Source organism: Homoserinimonas sp. A447 (assembly GCF_054489325.1).
In genome coordinates, this window is the sequence record NZ_JBTMWW010000001.1 from 211,858 (window position 1) to 230,698 (window position 18,841).

Genomic DNA, 18,841 nt, shown 5'->3' on the forward strand with positions numbered 1-18,841 from the left:
GAATAGTGGCATGTCCCAGTTCACCGATTCCCTCAGCAGCATCGCGGCAGCCGCCGCGATACTGCCGCGGGATTCGGCGACCCTGGCCGGCCTGCCCGAAGAGGAACTGTTGGCCATCCCGGCCCTGTTCGCGAACATCACCCGCCAACTGGAGCCCTCCCTCGCCGCCACCGCCGGGGAGATCGCCCGCCGTTCCACCTACGACTTGGGCTACCAGGGTTTGGCGCAGAAGGGTGGGTTTCGCACTCCGGAGAAACTGGTGCAGCATTTGACCGGGTCTACCTCCCGGGAGGCGGCGAAGCTGGTGCGCACCGGCGGGATCATCCACGAAGCCGAACTGATCACCGAAGCCGAACACACCGGAGAGGTATCCCCGGAGTTGACCCAACCGTGGCTGGCCCCGGTGGGCCGGGCGGTGGCCGCGGGGGTGTTGTCGATGGAGGCGGGCGAGGCGATCCGGGTCGGCCTGGGGGTCCCGACGGAGGACATCACCGCCGAGCTGCTGGCCGAAGCGGCCGCCCAACTCGTCGACCTGGCCAGTCCGTCCAGCCCGGACTTATCCGATCTGTCCGACCCGGATGCCCCGGAGCAGGCAACCGCTGATCCGTTGAATGCCGACCAGTTGCTGGATCGGGCGAGGAGCTTGCGGGATGAGTTGGATGAGGCGGGCATCGCCGACCGGGAACGCGCCCGCCACCAGGCCCGATCCTTCAAACGGTACCGGCGCGGTGATGGGGTGACCGTCTACACGATGCTGGCGGATCCGGAGAATGCCGCCTACCTCGATTCCATCTACGATTCCCTGACCTCGCCCCGCCGGGGCGGTCCCCGGATGGTCGATGCGACCGCGAAAGCCCGGGATGAGGCGATCGAGGCCGACCCGCGCAGCATCGAACAACCCTCCTTCGACGGGTTCATGGCCGTGCTGCGGATCGGGGCCGACACCGACACGAAAACCGCCACCCGCAGTGTGCTCGGCGCCCGCCGTCCCGCCGTCCGAGTCCTGGTCACCGGCACCACCCTCGACAGCGCCGCCGAACCCGCCGAACCCGCCGAACCCGCCGAACCCGCCGAGCCCGCCGAACCCGCCGAGCCCGCCGAGCCCGCCGAGCCCACCGACAACGCCGACGGCTCTGCCGACAGTTTCGGCACCGGTCACACCGCCGCTACTGCCGGATCAGGCCGTCGCGGGCATGGCCGGATCGAAGGCCAGACCACCCCGGTATCGATCGAAACGGTCGAACGGCATCTGTGTGAGTCCGGGATGGTACCGGTCAGCTTCGACCGGGACGGCCAATGCATCGATTTGGGGCGGGAACAACGCCTCTACAGTGCCCTGCAACGCATCGGACTAGCCGCCCGCGACGGCGGCTGCCGGTGGCCCGGCTGCACCAGCCCCGCCACCTGGAGTGAAGCCCACCACATCCACCACTGGAAACGCGACCACGGCACAACCGATCTGGCTGACGGAATCCTGCTCTGCCGGCACCACCACATGCTCCTGCACAACAACCACTGGGAGATCACCCGCACCGGCGGCACCTACTGGTTACACCCACCCGCCAATATCGACCCCACCCGCACCCCCCGGCTGATGCCGCACAAATCCGCCGCCCTCGCCGACCTCCAACGAGAACGACAAGAACGAAAGCCACGCAAAGCTACGGGGTAGAACTCTGCCCACACTCTGCCCACCACGCGGAACCCCGAAGGCTCGGTCGGTTTCGACGGGCTCAAGCAGCGGAGTGCAGCGCAGGCTCAACCAGCGGGGAATCCGGTAGCTACTACTCGCAGGCGTAGACGGTCACGGACAACGACCCGGCGCTGATACCAACCGTGGCGTGCGCCGGGTCGGGTGCAAGCGACATCTTCGCCTCACCCGGTGCGAAAGCGCCATTGGCGCCCACCGTCACAGTGGCGTGGAGAGTGGGCCGAGTGCAGGCATCCGCTGCGACGAAAGCCGCGAGACCGGACGCGACACGGAACGACTCCATAATGCTCACAACTGCAGAGCCCGCGACACCCTGCGGAGGGCTGGGCACGTTCTGGGCCTGCACCAGCGGATCCAGAACGGAAGCGCGCGGAGGCGGCACAGTCGTCTCAGCGTGCGGAAGCGGGCCAGGGACCTTCGGCTGAGTCTTCTCGGCCTTCTTGGCGGCACCCGGTGAGGTCACCTGTGCCGAGGACTCGGCGGGAGTCTGAGTCGTCGACGAGTCATCGACCGTTGGCGAACCTTCATCCTGCTCACTGCCCGAGTTGCTCGACGACCCGTCCGAGTCATCCACTTCCGCAGGAAGCAGCCCCGACTGTGCCGAGGGACCGAAGTGTCCGGCGAACGACGCAGCTGCGGCCGAAGACGCGGCGACCGTGTTCAAAGGCGCCGGGCCCAGAGTCAGCGCGAAGGCGCAAACCGAACCGAGAGCAAGAGTGAGAGCGGCGTCGATGGCCCCGCGAAATTTGCGTGGTGGGGCGACCGGCTGGGTGAAAACCCGCCCGATGGCTCTCCCCGAAACCTGCATTCCGACCCTCACCTCGCCGCCACTGTACGGCACTATATCGGCGACACGCCAGCGATCGGAGGCGTTCTTCGAAGATTGCTCTGATGAGCGCCCCGCGAGGCTGTGCGTTGCCTGTATGGAAGCCGTGCGTAGGCCATTGGGATCGTGTCACGATGGATCGATGCTTTCCGATCCCTGGGTCCTCTTCCTGGTCGCTCTCGGCAGTGCCCTGATCGCCGCCGTCATCCTCACCGCCGTCGCTGCGCTCAGTCTGCGACTGGCCGCTCGGCGAGCGGTCTGGGCGCGTCAACTCATCGCCCGCTCCCGCCTCCCATTCCGCCTGCTGCTGGTCTGCGTGCTGTTCTGGATCGCCTTCGCGGCGTACGCGCCGGAGTTCGGAGCACAGGATGTCATCTCGCACCTGTTCCTGATCGTCACCATTGCCCTGGGTGCCTGGTTCGCCTGTTCGCTGGCGATCTTCTTCGAAGACCTGTGGCTCCACCGGTTCCGGGTGGACGTCCCGGACAACCGGGTGGCGCGCCGGGTACGCACCCAGGTGCTGATCATTCGCCGCCTGACCGTCGTGGCGACCGTGATCATCGCCGTGGGAGCGATCCTGCTGACTTTCCCTGGCGCCAGCGCTGCCGGGGCGAGCCTCCTCGCATCCGCCGGCCTGATCAGCATCATCGCCGGCCTGGCAGCACAGTCGACCCTCGCCAACGTCTTCGCCGGAATGCAGTTGGCCTTCAGCGACGCCATCCGCGTCGATGACGTGGTCATCGTCGAGGGGGAGTGGGGCAGGATCGAAGAGATCACGCTCACCTACGTCGCCGTGCACATCTGGGACGACCGGCGGATGGTCGTGCCTTCCACATTCTTCACAACAACCCCGTTCGAGAACTGGACAAGGCGCAACTCGGAATTGCTCGGCTCGGTGGAATTCGACCTGGACTGGCGGGTGACGCCAGCCCAGATGCGCCACGAACTGCACCGCATCCTCGAATCGTCCGAACTGTGGGACCAGCGGGTCGGCGTGCTGCAGATCACGGATGCTGTCGGCGGCCAGGTGCGCGTGCGCATCCTGGTCAGCGCGCTCGACGCCGGCAAACTGTTCGACCTGCGCTGCCTCGTTCGCGAAGAGATGATCACTTGGCTGCACGAGACGAGTCCGCAGTCGATTCCACGCTCCCGCGTGCAACTGGTCGAGGCAGAGCCGGAACTGCGTCGGGCCAGGGGCGCCACGGGTTCGGCTGACGAGTCCGCGCTGTTCAGCGGTGACGAGTCCGGTCGGGGTCAGCAATTCACCGGGCCGATCGGCACGGTCCCGCCGGTCGAGCGCTGAGCTGGTCTCCTGCTGCTACACGCTGGGCGGTGTCTTCGGGGTCCGCGGCTTGGTTACCGGCTTGGTCGCGGGTGTCGTAGCCGGCTTGGTGACGGGCGTGGTGGCCGGCTTGGTCCCCGATTTCGGCGCAGACTTCGCCCGTGTCGGGGTCGGCTTGGTGACGTCACCGCTTGCGGATGCCGCATCGGCTGGCACGGTGGGTGCAGTGGCCGGCTTGGTTGCGGGCTTCGTCACGGAAGAAGTCGCGGAAGAAGTGGAAGAACTGGCCGGAGAGGTGACGGGAGTCGTGGCGGGTGCAACGGTCGACGTTGCTCCGCCGCCCATCGGCGCACTCGGAGCTGCGTCACCGGGCGAACCAGGGCCGGAGCCTGGGCCCGAGCCGTAGCCGTCGCGGCGTGAGCGCGGGGGCTCATGCTGGTCGACGTAGAGTTGCGCGGCCCTGGTGGCGACGAGGAGGTAGCGCACCAGCAGGAAGACGACCGCTGCCAGCACGGCGACGGCAACGAGGATGATGAGAGCCTCGATGATCCCGCCCATCAGGTGGGCAACACGGTGGCCCCAGTCGAAGTTGCGCATGTCTACTCCTTTATCTCGTTGCCGGTTTGGGCCTGTTTGACGACCGTGCCGACGGCGACGGCGAGCGTGCATGCCCAGCCGACCCACATCAGGATCAAGCGCCAGTCGTGCGGTCCCTGTTTGGTCGCCTTGACCACGGTCCCCGCGCCGAACAGAGCGCTGATCACGGTTCCACTGAACAGAAACTTTCTCATGAGCCCTCCTGGTTTCCGGTGGAATGTTCGTGTCAACGGTACCCGCCCGTGTGCGGTGGTGCCGAAAGCTGAGGAAGCCCTGTGAAACCGTCCCTATTCTGACCGATCGGTCAGAACCTGACCGATCGGTCAGGTATGGTGGATTCCATGTCCAGCGCCTCCGACCTCAAGACGATCGCACTCGCCGAGTTCGCCACGGCTGGATACGCCGGAACCTCCCTGGCGCGCATCGCCGAACTGGCGGGGCTCTCCAAGTCGAGCGTGCTCTACCACTACGCCTCCAAGGAGGCACTGCTCGAGGCGGCGATCGGCCCGGCAATCGACCGGATGGGCGCCATCCTCGACACCACCTCAGCGCAGCCCCTCACCGCCGAACGCCGCGGCGAGTTCATCGTCGGGTTCGTCGACTTCCTGCTCGAGCACCGCCTCGAGGTGAACCTGTTCATCAACCAGGGGCCATCGCTCGTCGATGTTCCCGTGGTCGACCGGGCCAACGCCCTCGTCATGCGCCTGGCGGAGTACTTCTCGACGGCGGTTGCCGACACGGAGGAACAGATGCGCTTCGGCATCGCCCTGGGTGGCGCGGCCTACATGCTCTGCACTATGCGCAGCCTCGAGATCACGGGGCCGCCCATCGAGGAGATCCGCGTCGCCCTCGTCACCATCATGACCGAGCTTCTGGTTCCGGTCGCAACAAAACAAGCAACCCAGGAGTAACCGTGGCCACCCTCCTCTACCGCCTCGGGCGGTTCGCCTACCGTCGTGCCTGGCTTGTCATCGGCGCCTGGATGCTCGCACTGCTCGCCATCCTCGGCGGTGGGTTCGCGCTGGGCGGCCAGATGCAGGAATCGTTCGCCATCCCCGGCACCGAGTCGCAGAGCGCGCTCGACCGACTCGAATCGGTGTTCCCGCAGGTGGCCGGTGCCAGCGCCCAGGTGGTCAGCGTCGCGCCGGCCGGCGCATCCGTCGACGATCCGGAGTATCGCGAGGCGATCGAGGAGATGGCCGCGGACATCCGCCGCATTGATGGCATCAACAGCGTGCTGACCCCCTTCGACGAGTACGCCGGAACCGCGGTCAGCGACGATGGCCGGATCGCGAAGACCCAGATCCAGTTCGATCACGGCTCAGCGGATGTCACGGACGGCCAGTTGCAGGGGCTGACCGCCACCGCCGCGATCGGTGAGAACGCAGGGCTCGACATCGAGTTCGGCGGGCAGGTGTTCCAGCAGAGCACCTTCGGCGTGACCGTCACCGAGATGATCGGCGTGCTGTTCGCCGGCGTGGTGCTGGTCATCACCTTCGGCTCGCTGATGGCGGCCGGAATGCCCCTGCTGAGCGCCCTGGTCGGTGTCGGAATCGTCATCGGCGGGATCATCGGCGTCTCCGCGTTCACGACCGTTTCCAATTCCGCGCCGCTGCTGGCGCTGATGATCGGCCTGGCCGTCGGGATCGACTACGCGCTGTTCATCCTGTCGCGGCACCGCGACCAGCTCGCGCGGGGGGAAGAGCCGGAGGAGTCCGCCGCCATGGCGGTCGGCACGGCAGGCAGTGCCGTGGTTTTCGCCGGGGTGACCGTAATCATCGCCCTTCTCGGGCTGTTGGTGGTCGGCATCCCGTTCCTCAGCATCATGGGAATCGGCGCGGCATTCGCCGTGCTGATCGCCATCGGCGTTGCCACCACGCTCCTGCCGGCGCTGCTCGGGCTCGCCGGTGCCCGACTGGCACCGAAGGAAGGCTCACGCGGGCAGCGGCGTGCGCTCGCCAACATGGACGAGGCGGGCAAGCCGTCGCTCGGCCGGCGCTGGGTGCGCGTTGTCATGAAGGTGCCGCTGCTGGCATCCGCCGCCGTGATCATCATCCTCGGCGTGCTCGCGATCCCCGCAGCGAGCCTCGACCTCAACCTGCCGGACAACGGCTCGGAGGCGGTCGATTCGACGCAGCGCAAGGCTTACGACCTCATCACCGAAGGGTTCGGGCCCGGCTACAACGGTCCATTGGTCGTCGCGATCGACATCACGCAGACGACCGACATCCTGGGCGACCTGGAGGCCATCGCGGGCGAGCTCGAAACCCTGGACAACGTCGCAGAAGTCAGTCAGGGCATCCCGGACGAAGGCCTCGACACCGCCATCATCCAGGTGGTGCCCGACAGTGTGCCCGACTCGGCCGAGACCAAGGTGCTGGTGCAGTCGATCCGCGACCTCGCCCCCGAGCTCGAAGCGGAGTACGACACGCCCGTCTCCGTCACCGGCTACACCGCGATCGGCATCGACATCTCCAAGCGGTTGACGGATGCCCTCATCCCGTTCGGCCTCATCGTGGTCGGCCTGTCGATCGTGCTGTTGATGATGGTGTTCCGGTCGGTGCTGGTGCCGGTCAAGGCGGCGCTCGGGTTCCTGCTGTCAGTGGTCGCATCCTTCGGCGTGGTCGTCGCGGTCTTCCAGTGGGGTTGGTTCGCCGAGCTCATCCACGTCGAGCAGCCGGGACCGATCCTGAGTTTCATGCCGATCATCCTGATGGCGGTGCTGTTCGGTCTGGCTATGGACTACCAGGTGTTCCTGGTGTCCGGGATGCGGGAGGAGTTCGTGCGTACCGGGAACGCCCGGTTCGCTGTCGAACGGGGCTTCACCAACGGCGCACGAGTGGTCACCGCGGCGGCGCTCATCATGTTCTTCGTCTTCTTCGCGTTCGTTCCGGAGGGTGCGGGGATGATCAAGCCGATCGCCCTCGGGCTCGCGGTCGGCATCGCGCTCGATGCCTTCCTTGTGCGGATGACGCTGGTGCCCGCCCTGATGACGCTGTTCGGCCGCGCCGCCTGGTGGATGCCGGCCTGGCTGGCCCGTCTGCTGCCGCACGCCGACGTCGAGGGTGAGAAGCTCCGCGAGCATCGGGAGGCTGTCGGCTGGGCGGATGACCAGCAGCGCGCCGTCATCAGCACGGACGACCTGGTCGTCGGGACTCCCACAATGTCAGCAGGCCCCTTCTCCGTGACGGTCGTGGCCGGTTCTCTCTTGATGCTCATCGGCGACCGCTCACGGCGACGGATGCTCGGGGCGACGCTTGCCGGACGCCTCGACCCAGTGTCCGGCCGCGCCCAGGTGGGCGGGCATCCGCTGCCATCCGAAGGCTCGCGGGTGAGGCGGATCGTGGCCATGACCGAGGTTAGCGGGGTCGCCGACGGGCTGACGGTCGGCCAACTCCTGGGCGAGCGGATGCGCGTGACCGGCGTCCGCCGACGCGGCGCGGCAAACGCTGACTCCTGGGTGCACGCCATCAATGCTGCGCTCGCCGACGTGGGTGCCGCCGTTTCCCGCATCGAGGCCGGAACGCCGATGGCGACGCTGAACGCCCTCGAGTCGGCCACCGTGCTGGTGGCGGCGGCAGTCGCGGAGGGAACACCCGTGGTTTCTATCGACCAGCCGGACGACTTCGCCGGAACCGATCAACTGATCACGGCCGCTGTGCTGCTGGCCGGCCCGCGGGTGACCATCGTCACCGGTGTACCGCATCGCCCGACGACACCGCTGATCGTCGGACGCCCCGTCATCACGATCGACGTCGATGCGGTTGAAGCCACAGCGGCAGTCGGAGACACAGCGCTCGAAGACACAGCGCTCGAAGACACAGCGCTGAGCGCCAGCGAAACCAGCAGCATCGACAGAAGGGAAGTGCTCCGATGAGCGCCCGAACAACCGCAGGCCGCCGCTGGCTGCGCCCGGCCGCCATCGGCGCGGTCATCCTGGTGCCCCTCGCCTTCGCCGGACTGTTCGTCGGTGCGATTGCGAACTCCGACGACACAGCAGGCAACATCCCGGCCGCGCTGGTCAACCAGGACGAATTGATCTACCAGACCGCCGCGGACGGCAGCGAGATTCCGATCTTCGCCGGGCGCCAATTGGTCACCGAGCTCATCGCGGACGACTCGTTCGACTGGACGATCAGCAACAGCGACGACGCAGAACAGGCGCTCATCGACGGGAAGGTGCATGCCATCCTCACCATTCCCTCCGACTTCTCGGCCTCGATCCTGTCGCTGTCAGGCGACAGCCCGAAGAAGGCCGTTCTCGGCATCAGGACTGACGACGCCCACAGCTACCTCACCGGTGTGCTGTCCGAGTCGGTGGGAACCGGCATGGCCGACGCATTCGGCACCGAGATCACCGCCCAGTACATCGGCGGCATCACTTCCGGAATGGGCGAGCTGGGCTTCGCGCTCGGGGAGGCAGCGGATGGTGCCGGCCAGCTTTCCGAGGGAGCGGCCGGCTTGAGTGGCGGCCTTTCCGAACTCGCGAACGGCGCCGCATCAGCAGGAGCCGGCGCTACCGACTTCGCCGCCGGGGTGTCGAAATACACTGGGGGAGTTGACCAACTGGCCGGCGGGCTCGGAACGCTGCGCGACGGTACGTCCGGCCTCGACCAGCTGTCAGCCGGAGTGCGCAGTTACACCTCCGGTGTCAAGCAACTGAGCGATGGAATCGCCGGCCAGGTAGTCGCGGCTACGGCTTCCATCGACGCCATCCTTTCGGCAGACCCCACGAACCAGGAGGCGCTCGACGCTCGCGCCGCGCTAGGCACCCTGGGTTTCCTTTCGGGAGAGCTGTCCACCACTGCGGCAAGCGGCCCTCCGCTGGCCCAACAGGTCAGCGGCGGCATCGACGGAGTGCAGAGTGGCATCAGCCAGAGCGCATCCGCGGCCGCTCAGCTCGCCGGTGGCTCGGCCGGCTTGCGCTCCGGCGCAGCCTCGATCGCCAGCGGTGTCGGCGGGCTGGCCATCGGTGCCGACTCGGCCGCAGCCGGAGCCGACCAGTTGGCGACCGGTGCCGGCGAACTCGCGACCGGGCTGGAAAGCGGAGCCGCGCAGGTGCCGGCCATGGACGACGGCCAGCGCGAAGCATCCGCCAAGCTGGCTGCCGACCCGGTCGGCGTGGACGTGACCCGCGACAACGAGGTGGCCGAGACGACCCAGGCGCTGGCCGCCTTCCTGGTGCCTCTCGGCCTGTGGATCGGCGCGCTGGCGATCTTCCTCATCGAACGCCGGCTGTCCGCCCGGGTGCTCGCGTCGACGGCGCGCTCCGGCCGCCTGCTGCTGGACACCCTCCGGCGCACCAGCCTGATCGCGCTCGCCCAAGCGGCGGTGCTGGTCGCGCTGCTGCACGTCGGGCTCGGCGTCGCCTGGTCGCTGCTGCCGGCGACCCTGGCCTTCGCCGCCATCACGGCCGTGGCCTTCACCGCGTTCCATCACCTGCTCGTGTCGGTGTTGGGGCGCGCCGGCCTGGTGATCTCGTTGTTCGCCATTGCCGTGCAGGTCACCGCGACCGGTGGCCTGTACCCGATCGAGCTGCTGTCGGCACCGTTCCAGTGGGTCAGCCCGCTGCTTCCGCTGACCTATGCCGTTGACGGCATGCAGGCGATCATCGCCGCCGGAGGCGTCGCGCCGGTGCTCGGGGCGGGCCTCGCGCTCGCCGCGTTCGGCACGATCAGTGCCCTCCTGGCGCTGGTCGCCATCCGTCGCGGCAGGAGGACGACAGCGATGCAGCTGGCCACCGCCTGAGCCGGCAACCAGCGCCGGCTGCGGGCACGGGTAGCCTTGAGTGAGGCCAGCGCATCGTCATCCAAGAGAACGGAAGCCCCCGCTCCATGCCAGCACGAAGTCAGAAGAAGGCCCCAGCGAGCGACGAGAAACATTCGTTCGTCGTCGTTTCCAACCGACTGCCGGTTGACCGGGTGACCGACCCTGACGGCACGTCGCGCTGGAAGCATTCGCCGGGCGGCCTGGTGACCGCGCTCGAGCCTGTGATGCGCGGCAACGACGGTGCTTGGGTCGGCTGGGCTGGGCAGGCCGGTGTCGAACTCGAAGCTTTCGACAGCGAGGGCATCCGCATCGTGCCGGTTGCGCTCAGCGAGGGCGAGATCGAGGCGTACTACGAGGGATTCTCGAACGGCACCCTGTGGCCGTTGTACCACGATGTCATCGCGCCGCCGACCTACCACCGGGAGTGGTGGGACAGCTACGTGAAGGTCAACAAGCGGTTTGCGGATGCCGCCGCGGCCGCCAGCGAGGACGGCGCGACCGTCTGGGTACAGGACTACCAACTGCAGTTGGTGCCGAAGATGCTACGGGAGGCCCGCCCAGACCTCACCATCGGGTTCTTCAATCACATCCCGTTCCCGCCGTACGGCATCTACTCGCAACTGCCCTGGCGTACCCCGATCATCGAGGGCCTGCTCGGCGCGGATGTGATAGGTTTCCAGCGCACCGCGGACGCCAACAACTTCACGCAGGCTGTTCGGCGGCTGAAGGGCTTTCCTACCAAGGGCACCCAGGTCGATGTTCCGCTGATCGACGAGTCGGTCGGAGTGCGCGCCTTCGGTCCTATTCCGGAAGGCAAGCCATTCCGGAAGGTCGTGGCCAAGCCGTTCCCGATCTCCATCGACTCGCACAGTTATGCCGAACTCGCCCGCACACCGGAGATCCAGGCGCGCGCCCGCCAGATCCGCCGCGACCTGGGTAACCCGAAAACGATCATCCTGGGCGTTGACCGCCTCGACTACACCAAGGGCATCGGACACCGGCTCAAGGCGTTCGGTGAGCTGCTGGCGGAGGAGAAACTGACCGTCGGCGAGGTCACCCTGGTGCAGGTCGCCAGCCCCAGCCGGGAACGCGTGCTCACCTACATGGAGTTGCGGGATGAGATCGAGCTCATGGTCGGCAGGATCAACGGTGATCACGCGACAATCGCCCACAATCCGATCAGCTATCACCACACGAGTTTCGGACGCGAAGAGATGGTCGCGCTCTACCTGGCGGCGGACGTCATGCTGGTCACCGCCCTCCGCGATGGCATGAACCTGGTCGCGAAGGAGTATGTCGCCAGCCGAATCGACGACGACGGTGTGCTGGTGCTCAGTGAGTTCGCGGGAGCATCCGATGAGCTGAAGCGGGCGCTGCTGGTGAACCCGCACGACATCGACGGGCTGAAGCGCAGTATCGTGCGCGCCGTCGAGATGCCGGCGGCCGACCGCAGGCAGCGGATGCGTTCCCTGCGCAAACGGGTGATGGACAACGACGTCGCCAAGTGGTCGTCCGAGTTCCTGGCGGTGCTGGGTGGCGCTCGCGGTGTCTGAGCTGACTGAAGCGATCGCCGACCTCGCCGGTACGGAGACGCTGCTGGTCGCCCTCGACTTCGATGGCACGCTGGCGCCGCTCGTCGATGATCCGGCGGATGCGCGTGCGCTCCCCGAGGCGAGGGAGGCGATCCTCGCGCTCCTGGAGGCGCCGAGAACCCGCGTCGCGTTGATCTCGGGGCGGGCAATGGCCAGCCTGGTCGAGGTTTCCGAAGCGCCGGACGGTGTGCTCCTCAGCGGCTCGCACGGTGTCGAGGTGAGGCTCGATTCTGAACCGTCACTGACGTTGACGGCGGATGAGACGGGGCGCGTCGGTCGGCTGGGGGAGGCCCTGCAGGCGGTCGCCGACAGATTCGACGGGGTGTGGGTGGAGGTTAAGCCGGCCGGTTTCGCCCTGCACACCCGCCTCGCATCCGCTGATGACGCCGTATCGGCCACCAGCCACGCCCTGGCCGCTGTCGCCAGCCTGGGGGACCTGACCACCCGGCGCGGAAGCAATGTTCTCGAGTTCTCGGTTCGATCGACGAACAAGGGTGACGCGCTCGAGCGGCTGCGCGAACATTCCGGTGCGACGGCGGTGTTCTTCGCCGGAGATGACGTGACCGACGAGGACGCTTTCGCGGTGTTGACGGGGCAGGATCTCGGGCTTAAATGCGGAACCGGCCCGACGAATGCGACCTTCAGCGTTCCGGGCCTCCCCGAAGTGGCACAGGTGCTGCAAGAGCTTGCGGACAGGCGGCGCGGCGTCTAGCCCGTAATTCCAGCCCGGGCGCGCAGGTAGAATTGGCCTACCCAGTAGCCGCTCACGTTAATTCGTACGCGCGCCGCCCGCCGAGACGACGGAGGTCACGTGCTCACCGCCCTGTCCGTCTTCGTAGCGGCCTCAGTTCTGGCGCCGGTACTCACGAAGTGGCTGGGTACCCGAGTGTTCTACCTGCTCGCACTGGTTCCTGCTTTCGGGGTCGCGCAGACGCTGGCCGGGTCGGCGGAGGTGCTGGGCGGCAATATCCTGAGCGAGTCGTACAGCTGGGTCCCGGAAATCGGGCTTTCGCTCAGCGTTCGCCTCGACGTGCTCTCCTGGGTGATGAGCCTGATCGTGCTCGGGGTGGGTGCGTTGGTGCTCATCTATTGCGCGAGGTACTTCTCGGTATCCGAGCCTGCACTCGGTCGCTTCGCCGGTATCTTCCTCGCGTTCGCGGGCGCGATGTATGGGCTGGTGATCGCGGACGACGTCTTCCTGCTGTACATCTTCTGGGAAGCAACCACGGTGTTCTCCTACCTGCTCATCGGGCACTACACCGACCGCAAGTCGAGCCGTGGTGCAGCGCTCCAGGCCCTGCTGGTGACCACGGCAGGGGCGCTCGCCATGCTGGTCGGCCTGGTCCTGCTCTCGGTGGAGGCTGGTACCACCAGCCTCACCGCCATTGTTCGTGACCCGCCCAACGGTGCGGTCGTGGCCACCGCGATCTTCCTCATCCTGGTCGGTGCGCTGTCGAAGTCCGCTCTGGTGCCATTCCACTTCTGGCTTCCCGCGGCGATGGCGGCACCGACCCCGGTCAGCGCCTACCTTCACGCCGCTGCCATGGTGAAGGCGGGTGTGTACCTTGTCGCTGCGCTCGCCCCCGGGTTTGCCGACATCCCCGGCTGGCGCGAAACCCTCGTGATTGTCGGCGTGTTCACCATGCTCGTCGGGGGCTGGCGGGCCATCCGTCAGCACGACCTGAAACTCCTCCTGGCCTATGGCACGGTCAGTCAGCTCGGGTTCCTCACCGTCATCATCGGGTTCGGGGGCCGGGACGCAGCGCTCGCCGGGATCGCCCTCATCATCGCCCACGCCTTGTTCAAGTCGGCCCTGTTCCTCATCGTCGGGATCATCGACCACCGCACCGGCACGCGCGACCTGCGCAAGCTGAGCGGGTTCGGCAGGCGCTCGCCGGCAGTGGCGACGATCACCACCATCGCCGTGATCTCGATGGTCGGCCTGCCACCCGCGTTCGGCTTTGTTGCCAAGGAGGCCGTGTTCACCGCACTGCTCCAATCGGGAACCGGCATCGGCGTCGTTGCCCTGGTCGGCGTTGCGGTCGGGTCGGTTTTCACGACCGCCTACAGCGCACGTTTTCTCTGGGGTGCCTTCTTCCGCAAGCCGGACGTCGAGCAGACGACAGTGGCGGATGACCGGCCGGGCATCCTGACATCGCCGGCGGTCCTGGCGGTGGGCGGCTTGGCGCTCGGGGTGATTTCCCCGGTGGTGGGCGGATGGCTCAGTGGATATTCCCAGGGCTTCCCGAGTGCCGCAGGCCACGAGGACTACCACCTGGCGTTGTGGCACGGGCTGGAGCCTGCGCTATTCATCTCCGCGGGCACCCTGGCGCTCGGCCTGGTCATGTTCTTCCTGCGCAGCCGGGTGCTGGCACTGCAGAACCGGGTGCCGTCACTCATCAACGCCGCGGACGGCTACTGGAAGGGCATGCGGCTCATCGATCGCACGGCCGCACGCGTCACGGCGACCACCCAGCGCGGTTCGCTGCCGTTCTACCTGGGTGTCATCCTGCTGGTGATGGTGCTCGCGGTGGGCGCGACACTCACCATCGACCAGCCGTGGCCGACCGAGTTCCTCTGGTGGGATTTCCCCGGGCAGCTCGCCATCGCCGTGCTCATGGCGGTCGCCGCAATCGCCGCGGTGCGAGCCACCAAGCGGTTCACCGCGGTCGTGCTGGTGGGAGTGACCGGCTACGGCATGGCTGCCCTGTTCGCGCTGCAGGGCGCGCCAGACCTCGCCTTCACGCAGGTGCTCGTCGAGACCGTCACCCTGGTCGCGTTCGTGCTGGTGCTGCGCCGGCTGCCGCAGCGCATCGGAGTCGCCCATCCGCGCCGCAGCCGCAGTTGGCTGCGCGTTCTCCTGGCAGTCGGAGTCGGTGTCACCATGGCGCTGGTCGCCATCATCGCGCTCGGTTCCCGCATCGCCGACCCGATCTCTCTCGACCTGGCGTCGCTGGCGTACGAGGGCGGGCACGGCAAGAACGTGGTCAATGTCACCCTGGTCGACATCCGCGGCTGGGACACCATGGGCGAACTGTCGGTCATCATCGTGGCGGCGACCGGCGTTGCGAGCCTGATCTTCCTCGACCGGCGCATCGACGACCTGCCCCGGCCGACCAAGCTGACTGGACGACAGGGGTTCCTCTCACGCCAGCGCCCGGTGACAGAACCGGCACGGCCGCGCGGCAGGCAGCTCGGGGAGAATGAGACCGAGGAGACACGACTCGCCTGGCTGCTCGCCGGGCGCACCCTCGCCCCGGAGAACCGCTCGATCCTGCTCGAAGTGACGGTCCGGTTGCTCTTCCACTCGATCATCGTGGTGTCGCTCTTCGTGCTGTTCACCGGTCACAACGCGCCGGGTGGAGGCTTCGCGGCTGGTCTGGTTGCCGGCATGGCGCTGGTCGCCCGGTACCTGGCCGGCGGGCGCTACGAACTGGGCGCCGCCGTGACCATCGACGCCGGAAAGCTGCTGGGCACCGGACTGGTTCTCGCCGTCGGCACCGCCCTTGTCCCGCTGTTCTTCGGCGCCGACGCCCTGACCTCCACCTGGATCGAAGCTGAAGTGTGGGCACTCGGCCACGTCGAATTCGTCACATCGACGATCTTCGACATCGGCGTCTACCTGATCGTCATCGGCCTCGTGCTCGACGTGCTGCGAAGCCTTGGCGGCGAAGTCGACCGCCAGCAGGAGGACGAAGACCCGAACACCCCGAATGAACGCCTCCACGACGCAGTCGGCGAGAAGGTGACCGGATGAGCGTCACCCTGCTCCTGGTCATCCTGATGGCCGTCATGTACGCCAGCGGCGTCTACCTGATGATCGAACGCAGCATGACCCGGGTGGTGCTCGGCTTCCTGCTGGTCGGCAACGCGACCAACATCCTGATCCTGATAATGGGCGGTCGGCGCGGACTGGCGCCGATCCTGGGCGGCGGAGCATCCGTCGACGAGTTCAACGACCCGCTGCCGCAGGCTTTCATCCTCACCGCGATCGTGATCACCTTCGGGGTGACCGCGTTCCTGCTGGCGCTGATCTACCGTTCATGGCGGCTGTCGCGGGCGGATGAACTCGAAGACGACCCGGAAGACCTTGCGATCGCGGAGCGCGACGCCGCAGTCGAAGAAGAGCTGCAGCATCCGGACCCGCTCGACACCGAGGTGGACCACCTGGACGAGCTGTCCGCCGCGCAGGAACTGGGAGAGACGGGGGAGGAAGAGTGACCGCCCTCATCCCGCTCGTCGTCATGCTGCCCCTGATCGGTGCGGCCGGCGCCCTCATCGCCGGCCGTCGTCAACTGCTGCAGGTGCTGGTCACGGTCGTCGCGCTTGTCGCCGTGATGGTGGTCAGCATCTTCCTGCTGATCGACGTGGATGCCACCGGACCGCTGGTCATGGAGGTCGGCGGCTGGGCGGCACCGGTCGGCATCGTGCTCGTCGTCGACCGGCTCACCGCGCTGATGCTCATCGTCTCGGCTGCTGTGCTCCTCGCGGTGCTGTTGTTCTCGGTCGGCCAGGGTATGGCGGACGGCGACAGCGAGACGCCGGTGTCGATCTACCACCCCACTTACATGGTGCTGGCCGCCGGAGTCTTCAACGCGTTCATCGCCGGGGACCTCTTCAACCTGTACATCGGGTTCGAGATCCTGCTGGTCGCCTCCTACGTGCTGATGACCATGGGAGGAACCGGTCCACGCATCCGCGCCGGCGTCACCTACATCGTGGTGAGCCTGGTGTCGTCGCTGCTGTTCCTGGCCTCGATCGCGATGATCTACGGTGCCCTCGGAACCGTCAATATCGCACAGATCTCGGTGCGGATGGCCGAGATCGACCCCAGCGTGCAGCTCACCCTGCACGTGATGCTGCTGATCGCCTTCGGCATCAAGGCGGCCGTGTTTCCGCTGTCGTTCTGGCTTCCGGACTCCTACCCGACGGCCCCGGCACCGGTCACGGCGGTCTTCGCCGGGTTGCTGACGAAGGTCGGCGTGTATGCGATCATCCGCACCGAGACGATCCTGTTCCCCGGAAACCAGCTCGGCGATGCGTTACTCATCGTCGCGTTGCTCACCATGATCGTCGGCATCCTCGGTGCCGTCGCCCAGGCCGACATCAAGAGGCTGCTCTCGTTCACCCTGGTCAGCCACATCGGGTACATGATCTTCGGGATCGCGATGGGGACAGTGGCCGGACTGAACGCCACGATTTTCTACATCGTGCATCACATCATCGTGCAGACGACCCTCTTCCTCACCGCCGGCCTGATCGAGCGCCAGAGCGGGAGCACCTCCATCAACCGGATCGGCGGGCTGCTCGCCGCGGCGCCGGTCATCGCCGTGCTGTACTTCATCCCCGCCCTGAACCTCGGCGGAATACCGCCGTTCTCCGGTTTCCTCGGCAAGCTGGCACTGTTCAACGCCGCAGCGGAGGACGCCGGCTGGCTGGTCTACACGGTCATGGGGGCCGGCGCGCTCACCTCGCTGCTCACCCTCTACGCCCTTGCCCGGGTCTGGAACATGGCGTTCTGGCGCCCGGCGGACGAGGTGGAGCAGTACGAGTCCCGCCTGCTGGAGCAACTCAGTGAAGCCCCCGGCGAGAACAGCGACATCGAGGCGAAGAGCACGCCGACGCTGATGGTGGCGGCAACAGCCGGCATGGTCGCACTGAGTGTCGCGCTGACCGTCTTCGCCGGGCCGCTCTACGGGCTCAGCTCCCGGGCAGGAGAGAACCTGAACGGGCCGAACAACTATATTGACCTCGTCTTCCCCGAGGGGGTGGAGTGATGGCGGAGAACCGGGCACGGTTGCGCAGGGTACTCCTGCACCAGATTCCCATGCTGGTGTGGCTGGTCGTGCTGTGGGGATTGCTGTGGGGATCGTTCACCTGGCTGACCCTGCTGACCGGGGTCATCATCGCGCTCCTGGTCACCCGGGTGTTCTACCTGCCGCCGGTCAGGCTGTCCGGCCGGTTCAACCCGTGGTGGGCCCTCGTCTTTGCGGCTCATTTCACCTACGACCTGTTCCGGGCATCCGTTCAGGTGGCGTGGATCGCCATCGACCCGCGGAAAATTCCGCACAGCTCCGTCGTCGCCGTGCGACTGCGGAGCAGATCAGACCTGATCATGACGTTCGTCTCGATCGCCATCTCCCTGGTGCCGGGCTCGCTCGTCGTCGAAGCTGATCGCCTCAGAGCGGTGCTGTACGTGCACGTGCTCGACACCGACACCCTGGAGGACGTCGAAGAGGCCAGGGCCAGTGTGCTCGCGGTCGAGCGGCGCATCGTCAGGGCGCTCGGTTCCCGCGAGGAGTACGACCTCATCGAGCGCGAGGAGGCGACGAAGAAATGACCGACCTGATCCTGGTCGCCGTCGGCGTGCTGCTGGCTGCCGCCGCAGGCGCATCCGTTTACCGCATCGTGCGGGGGCCTTCCATCCTCGACCGGATGATCGCATCCGACATGCTGGTGACCACGCTCATCCTGGTGCTCGGTGCCGAAATGGTCTACCACAACCACACGCGCACTATCCCGATCATGGTCGTGCTGGCCGTGACCGCCGTGTTCGCCAGCATGTCGGTGGCACGCTACGTGTCGAAGCAGGGTGGCGGGAAGCCGACCGTGCCCGTCAAGCCGGCGAAGAAGCGGAGGAAGGCGCAATGAGCCCCGACGCAATACTCGACCTGGTTGCCGCCAGCTGCCTGCTGGTGGGTGCGTTGCTGTCGGTCGCGGCTGGGATCGGGCTCATCCGCTTCCCGGACGCCCTGTCACGGATGCACGCGGCAACCAAGCCCCAGATGGTCGGCCTGATCTTCGTGTTGCTGGCGGTCGCCATCTCGGATCGCAGCTGGCTGACGGTGGCCACGCTCATTCCCGTTCTCATCTTCCAGATGCTGACCGCGCCGATCTCCGCACACATGATCGGACGCGCCGCGTACCGCGCAGGCAATGTGAACCCGGACTACCTGCTGGCCGATGAACTCGAAGAGGCCATCGACGAGGCCCAGTCCGAGCGCCCGTCGCCCTAGCCGCGCCTGCTGTTCCTGCTCCCTTCCTCGCCGCAAATGAGAGAGCTT

Annotated in this window: 16 protein-coding genes; 13 read left to right on the forward strand and 3 right to left on the reverse strand. The window is 66.9% G+C overall.

Annotated features, from left to right (window positions below; genetic code table 11):
• Positions 1-10: 10 nt before the first annotated feature.
• Positions 11-1,672 (forward strand): HNH endonuclease signature motif containing protein, encoded by a 1,662-nt coding sequence (locus tag ACX3O0_RS01035; protein WP_459106480.1) that lies wholly within the window; start codon positions 11-13, stop codon positions 1,670-1,672.
• Between the two features lie 112 nt (positions 1,673-1,784).
• Here the strand turns inward: ACX3O0_RS01035 and ACX3O0_RS01040 are convergent, their stop codons facing one another.
• A complete protein-coding gene (locus tag ACX3O0_RS01040; RefSeq protein WP_459090206.1) occupies positions 1,785-2,285 on the reverse strand; it encodes a hypothetical protein in 501 nt (166 codons plus the stop codon).
• A 394-nt stretch (positions 2,286-2,679) separates the two neighbouring features.
• Between ACX3O0_RS01040 and ACX3O0_RS01045 the strand changes: the two genes are divergently transcribed.
• Positions 2,680-3,840 carry a mechanosensitive ion channel family protein gene (locus tag ACX3O0_RS01045; protein ID WP_459090208.1) on the forward strand — a complete coding sequence of 387 codons (1,161 nt, stop codon included), beginning with the start codon at positions 2,680-2,682 and terminating at the stop codon, positions 3,838-3,840.
• 15 nt (positions 3,841-3,855) lie between these two features.
• Here the strand turns inward: ACX3O0_RS01045 and ACX3O0_RS01050 are convergent, their stop codons facing one another.
• Together ACX3O0_RS01050 and ACX3O0_RS01055 are read right to left on the reverse strand one after the other, a co-directional pair.
• Complete coding sequence (locus tag ACX3O0_RS01050) at positions 3,856-4,416, reverse strand: hypothetical protein (protein ID WP_459090210.1); 561 nt, start codon at positions 4,414-4,416, stop codon at positions 3,856-3,858.
• A gap of 2 nt (positions 4,417-4,418) precedes the next feature.
• The gene (locus tag ACX3O0_RS01055; RefSeq protein ID WP_459090212.1) at positions 4,419-4,610 is read right to left on the reverse strand and encodes a hypothetical protein; all 192 of its coding nucleotides are present in this window, start codon (positions 4,608-4,610) and stop codon (positions 4,419-4,421) included.
• Positions 4,611-4,757: 147 nt separating this feature from the next.
• Between ACX3O0_RS01055 and ACX3O0_RS01060 the strand changes: the two genes are divergently transcribed.
• The 11 genes from ACX3O0_RS01060 to mnhG all read left to right on the forward strand — a co-directional run bounded on the left by ACX3O0_RS01060 (position 4,758) and on the right by mnhG (position 18,793).
• On the forward strand, positions 4,758-5,327 hold the full coding sequence (locus tag ACX3O0_RS01060) for a TetR/AcrR family transcriptional regulator (protein WP_459090214.1): 570 nt from the start codon (positions 4,758-4,760) through the stop codon (positions 5,325-5,327).
• Between the two features lie 2 nt (positions 5,328-5,329).
• On the forward strand, positions 5,330-8,293 hold the full coding sequence (locus ACX3O0_RS01065) for an MMPL family transporter (RefSeq protein ID WP_459090216.1): 2,964 nt from the start codon (positions 5,330-5,332) through the stop codon (positions 8,291-8,293).
• Complete coding sequence (locus ACX3O0_RS01070; protein ID WP_459106481.1) at positions 8,290-10,164, forward strand: YhgE/Pip family protein; 1,875 nt, start codon at positions 8,290-8,292, stop codon at positions 10,162-10,164. Before ACX3O0_RS01065 ends, ACX3O0_RS01070 begins: the two co-directional genes overlap by 4 nt.
• An 86-nt stretch (positions 10,165-10,250) precedes the next feature.
• Positions 10,251-11,738 (forward strand): alpha,alpha-trehalose-phosphate synthase (UDP-forming), encoded by a 1,488-nt coding sequence (locus ACX3O0_RS01075; protein WP_459090220.1) that lies wholly within the window; start codon positions 10,251-10,253, stop codon positions 11,736-11,738.
• Positions 11,731-12,489, forward strand: coding sequence for a trehalose-phosphatase (gene otsB, locus ACX3O0_RS01080; protein WP_459106482.1), 759 nt, complete (start codon positions 11,731-11,733; stop codon positions 12,487-12,489). Before ACX3O0_RS01075 ends, otsB begins: the two co-directional genes overlap by 8 nt.
• Before the next feature lie 99 nt (positions 12,490-12,588).
• Complete coding sequence (locus ACX3O0_RS01085; RefSeq protein WP_459090224.1) at positions 12,589-15,534, forward strand: Na+/H+ antiporter subunit A; 2,946 nt, start codon at positions 12,589-12,591, stop codon at positions 15,532-15,534.
• On the forward strand, positions 15,531-15,998 hold the full coding sequence (locus ACX3O0_RS01090) for a Na(+)/H(+) antiporter subunit C (protein WP_459106483.1): 468 nt from the start codon (positions 15,531-15,533) through the stop codon (positions 15,996-15,998). The genes ACX3O0_RS01085 and ACX3O0_RS01090 overlap by 4 nt, the downstream gene beginning before the upstream one ends.
• Complete coding sequence (locus ACX3O0_RS01095) at positions 15,995-17,554, forward strand: Na+/H+ antiporter subunit D (protein ID WP_459090228.1); 1,560 nt, start codon at positions 15,995-15,997, stop codon at positions 17,552-17,554. The genes ACX3O0_RS01090 and ACX3O0_RS01095 overlap by 4 nt, the downstream gene beginning before the upstream one ends.
• Entirely contained in the window at positions 17,554-18,117 is a 564-nt protein-coding gene (locus tag ACX3O0_RS01100) for a Na+/H+ antiporter subunit E (RefSeq protein ID WP_459106484.1), read from the forward strand. The genes ACX3O0_RS01095 and ACX3O0_RS01100 overlap by 1 nt, the downstream gene beginning before the upstream one ends.
• Entirely contained in the window at positions 18,114-18,428 is a 315-nt protein-coding gene (locus tag ACX3O0_RS01105) for a monovalent cation/H+ antiporter complex subunit F (RefSeq protein WP_459090232.1), read from the forward strand. The genes ACX3O0_RS01100 and ACX3O0_RS01105 overlap by 4 nt, the downstream gene beginning before the upstream one ends.
• On the forward strand, positions 18,425-18,793 hold the full coding sequence (mnhG, locus tag ACX3O0_RS01110) for a monovalent cation/H(+) antiporter subunit G (protein ID WP_459090234.1): 369 nt from the start codon (positions 18,425-18,427) through the stop codon (positions 18,791-18,793). The genes ACX3O0_RS01105 and mnhG overlap by 4 nt, the downstream gene beginning before the upstream one ends.
• Positions 18,794-18,841 lie beyond the last annotated feature (48 nt).

Bases quoted from the DNA above. Each gene is read 5' to 3' on its own strand.
- ACX3O0_RS01070 (WP_459106481.1), top strand. From the start codon at position 8,290: ATGAGCGCCCGAACAACCGCAGGCCGCCGCTGGCTGCGCCCGGCCGCC.
- ACX3O0_RS01055 (WP_459090212.1), bottom strand. From the start codon at position 4,610: ATGAGAAAGTTTCTGTTCAGTGGAACCGTGATCAGCGCTCTGTTCGGC.
- ACX3O0_RS01045 (WP_459090208.1), top strand. From the start codon at position 2,680: ATGCTTTCCGATCCCTGGGTCCTCTTCCTGGTCGCTCTCGGCAGTGCC.
- mnhG (WP_459090234.1), top strand. From the start codon at position 18,425: ATGAGCCCCGACGCAATACTCGACCTGGTTGCCGCCAGCTGCCTGCTG.
- ACX3O0_RS01035 (WP_459106480.1), top strand. From the start codon at position 11: ATGTCCCAGTTCACCGATTCCCTCAGCAGCATCGCGGCAGCCGCCGCG.
- ACX3O0_RS01075 (WP_459090220.1), top strand. From the start codon at position 10,251: ATGCCAGCACGAAGTCAGAAGAAGGCCCCAGCGAGCGACGAGAAACAT.
- ACX3O0_RS01105 (WP_459090232.1), top strand. From the start codon at position 18,114: ATGACCGACCTGATCCTGGTCGCCGTCGGCGTGCTGCTGGCTGCCGCC.
- ACX3O0_RS01090 (WP_459106483.1), top strand. From the start codon at position 15,531: ATGAGCGTCACCCTGCTCCTGGTCATCCTGATGGCCGTCATGTACGCC.
- ACX3O0_RS01100 (WP_459106484.1), top strand. From the start codon at position 17,554: ATGGCGGAGAACCGGGCACGGTTGCGCAGGGTACTCCTGCACCAGATT.
- ACX3O0_RS01050 (WP_459090210.1), bottom strand. From the start codon at position 4,416: ATGCGCAACTTCGACTGGGGCCACCGTGTTGCCCACCTGATGGGCGGG.
- ACX3O0_RS01060 (WP_459090214.1), top strand. From the start codon at position 4,758: ATGTCCAGCGCCTCCGACCTCAAGACGATCGCACTCGCCGAGTTCGCC.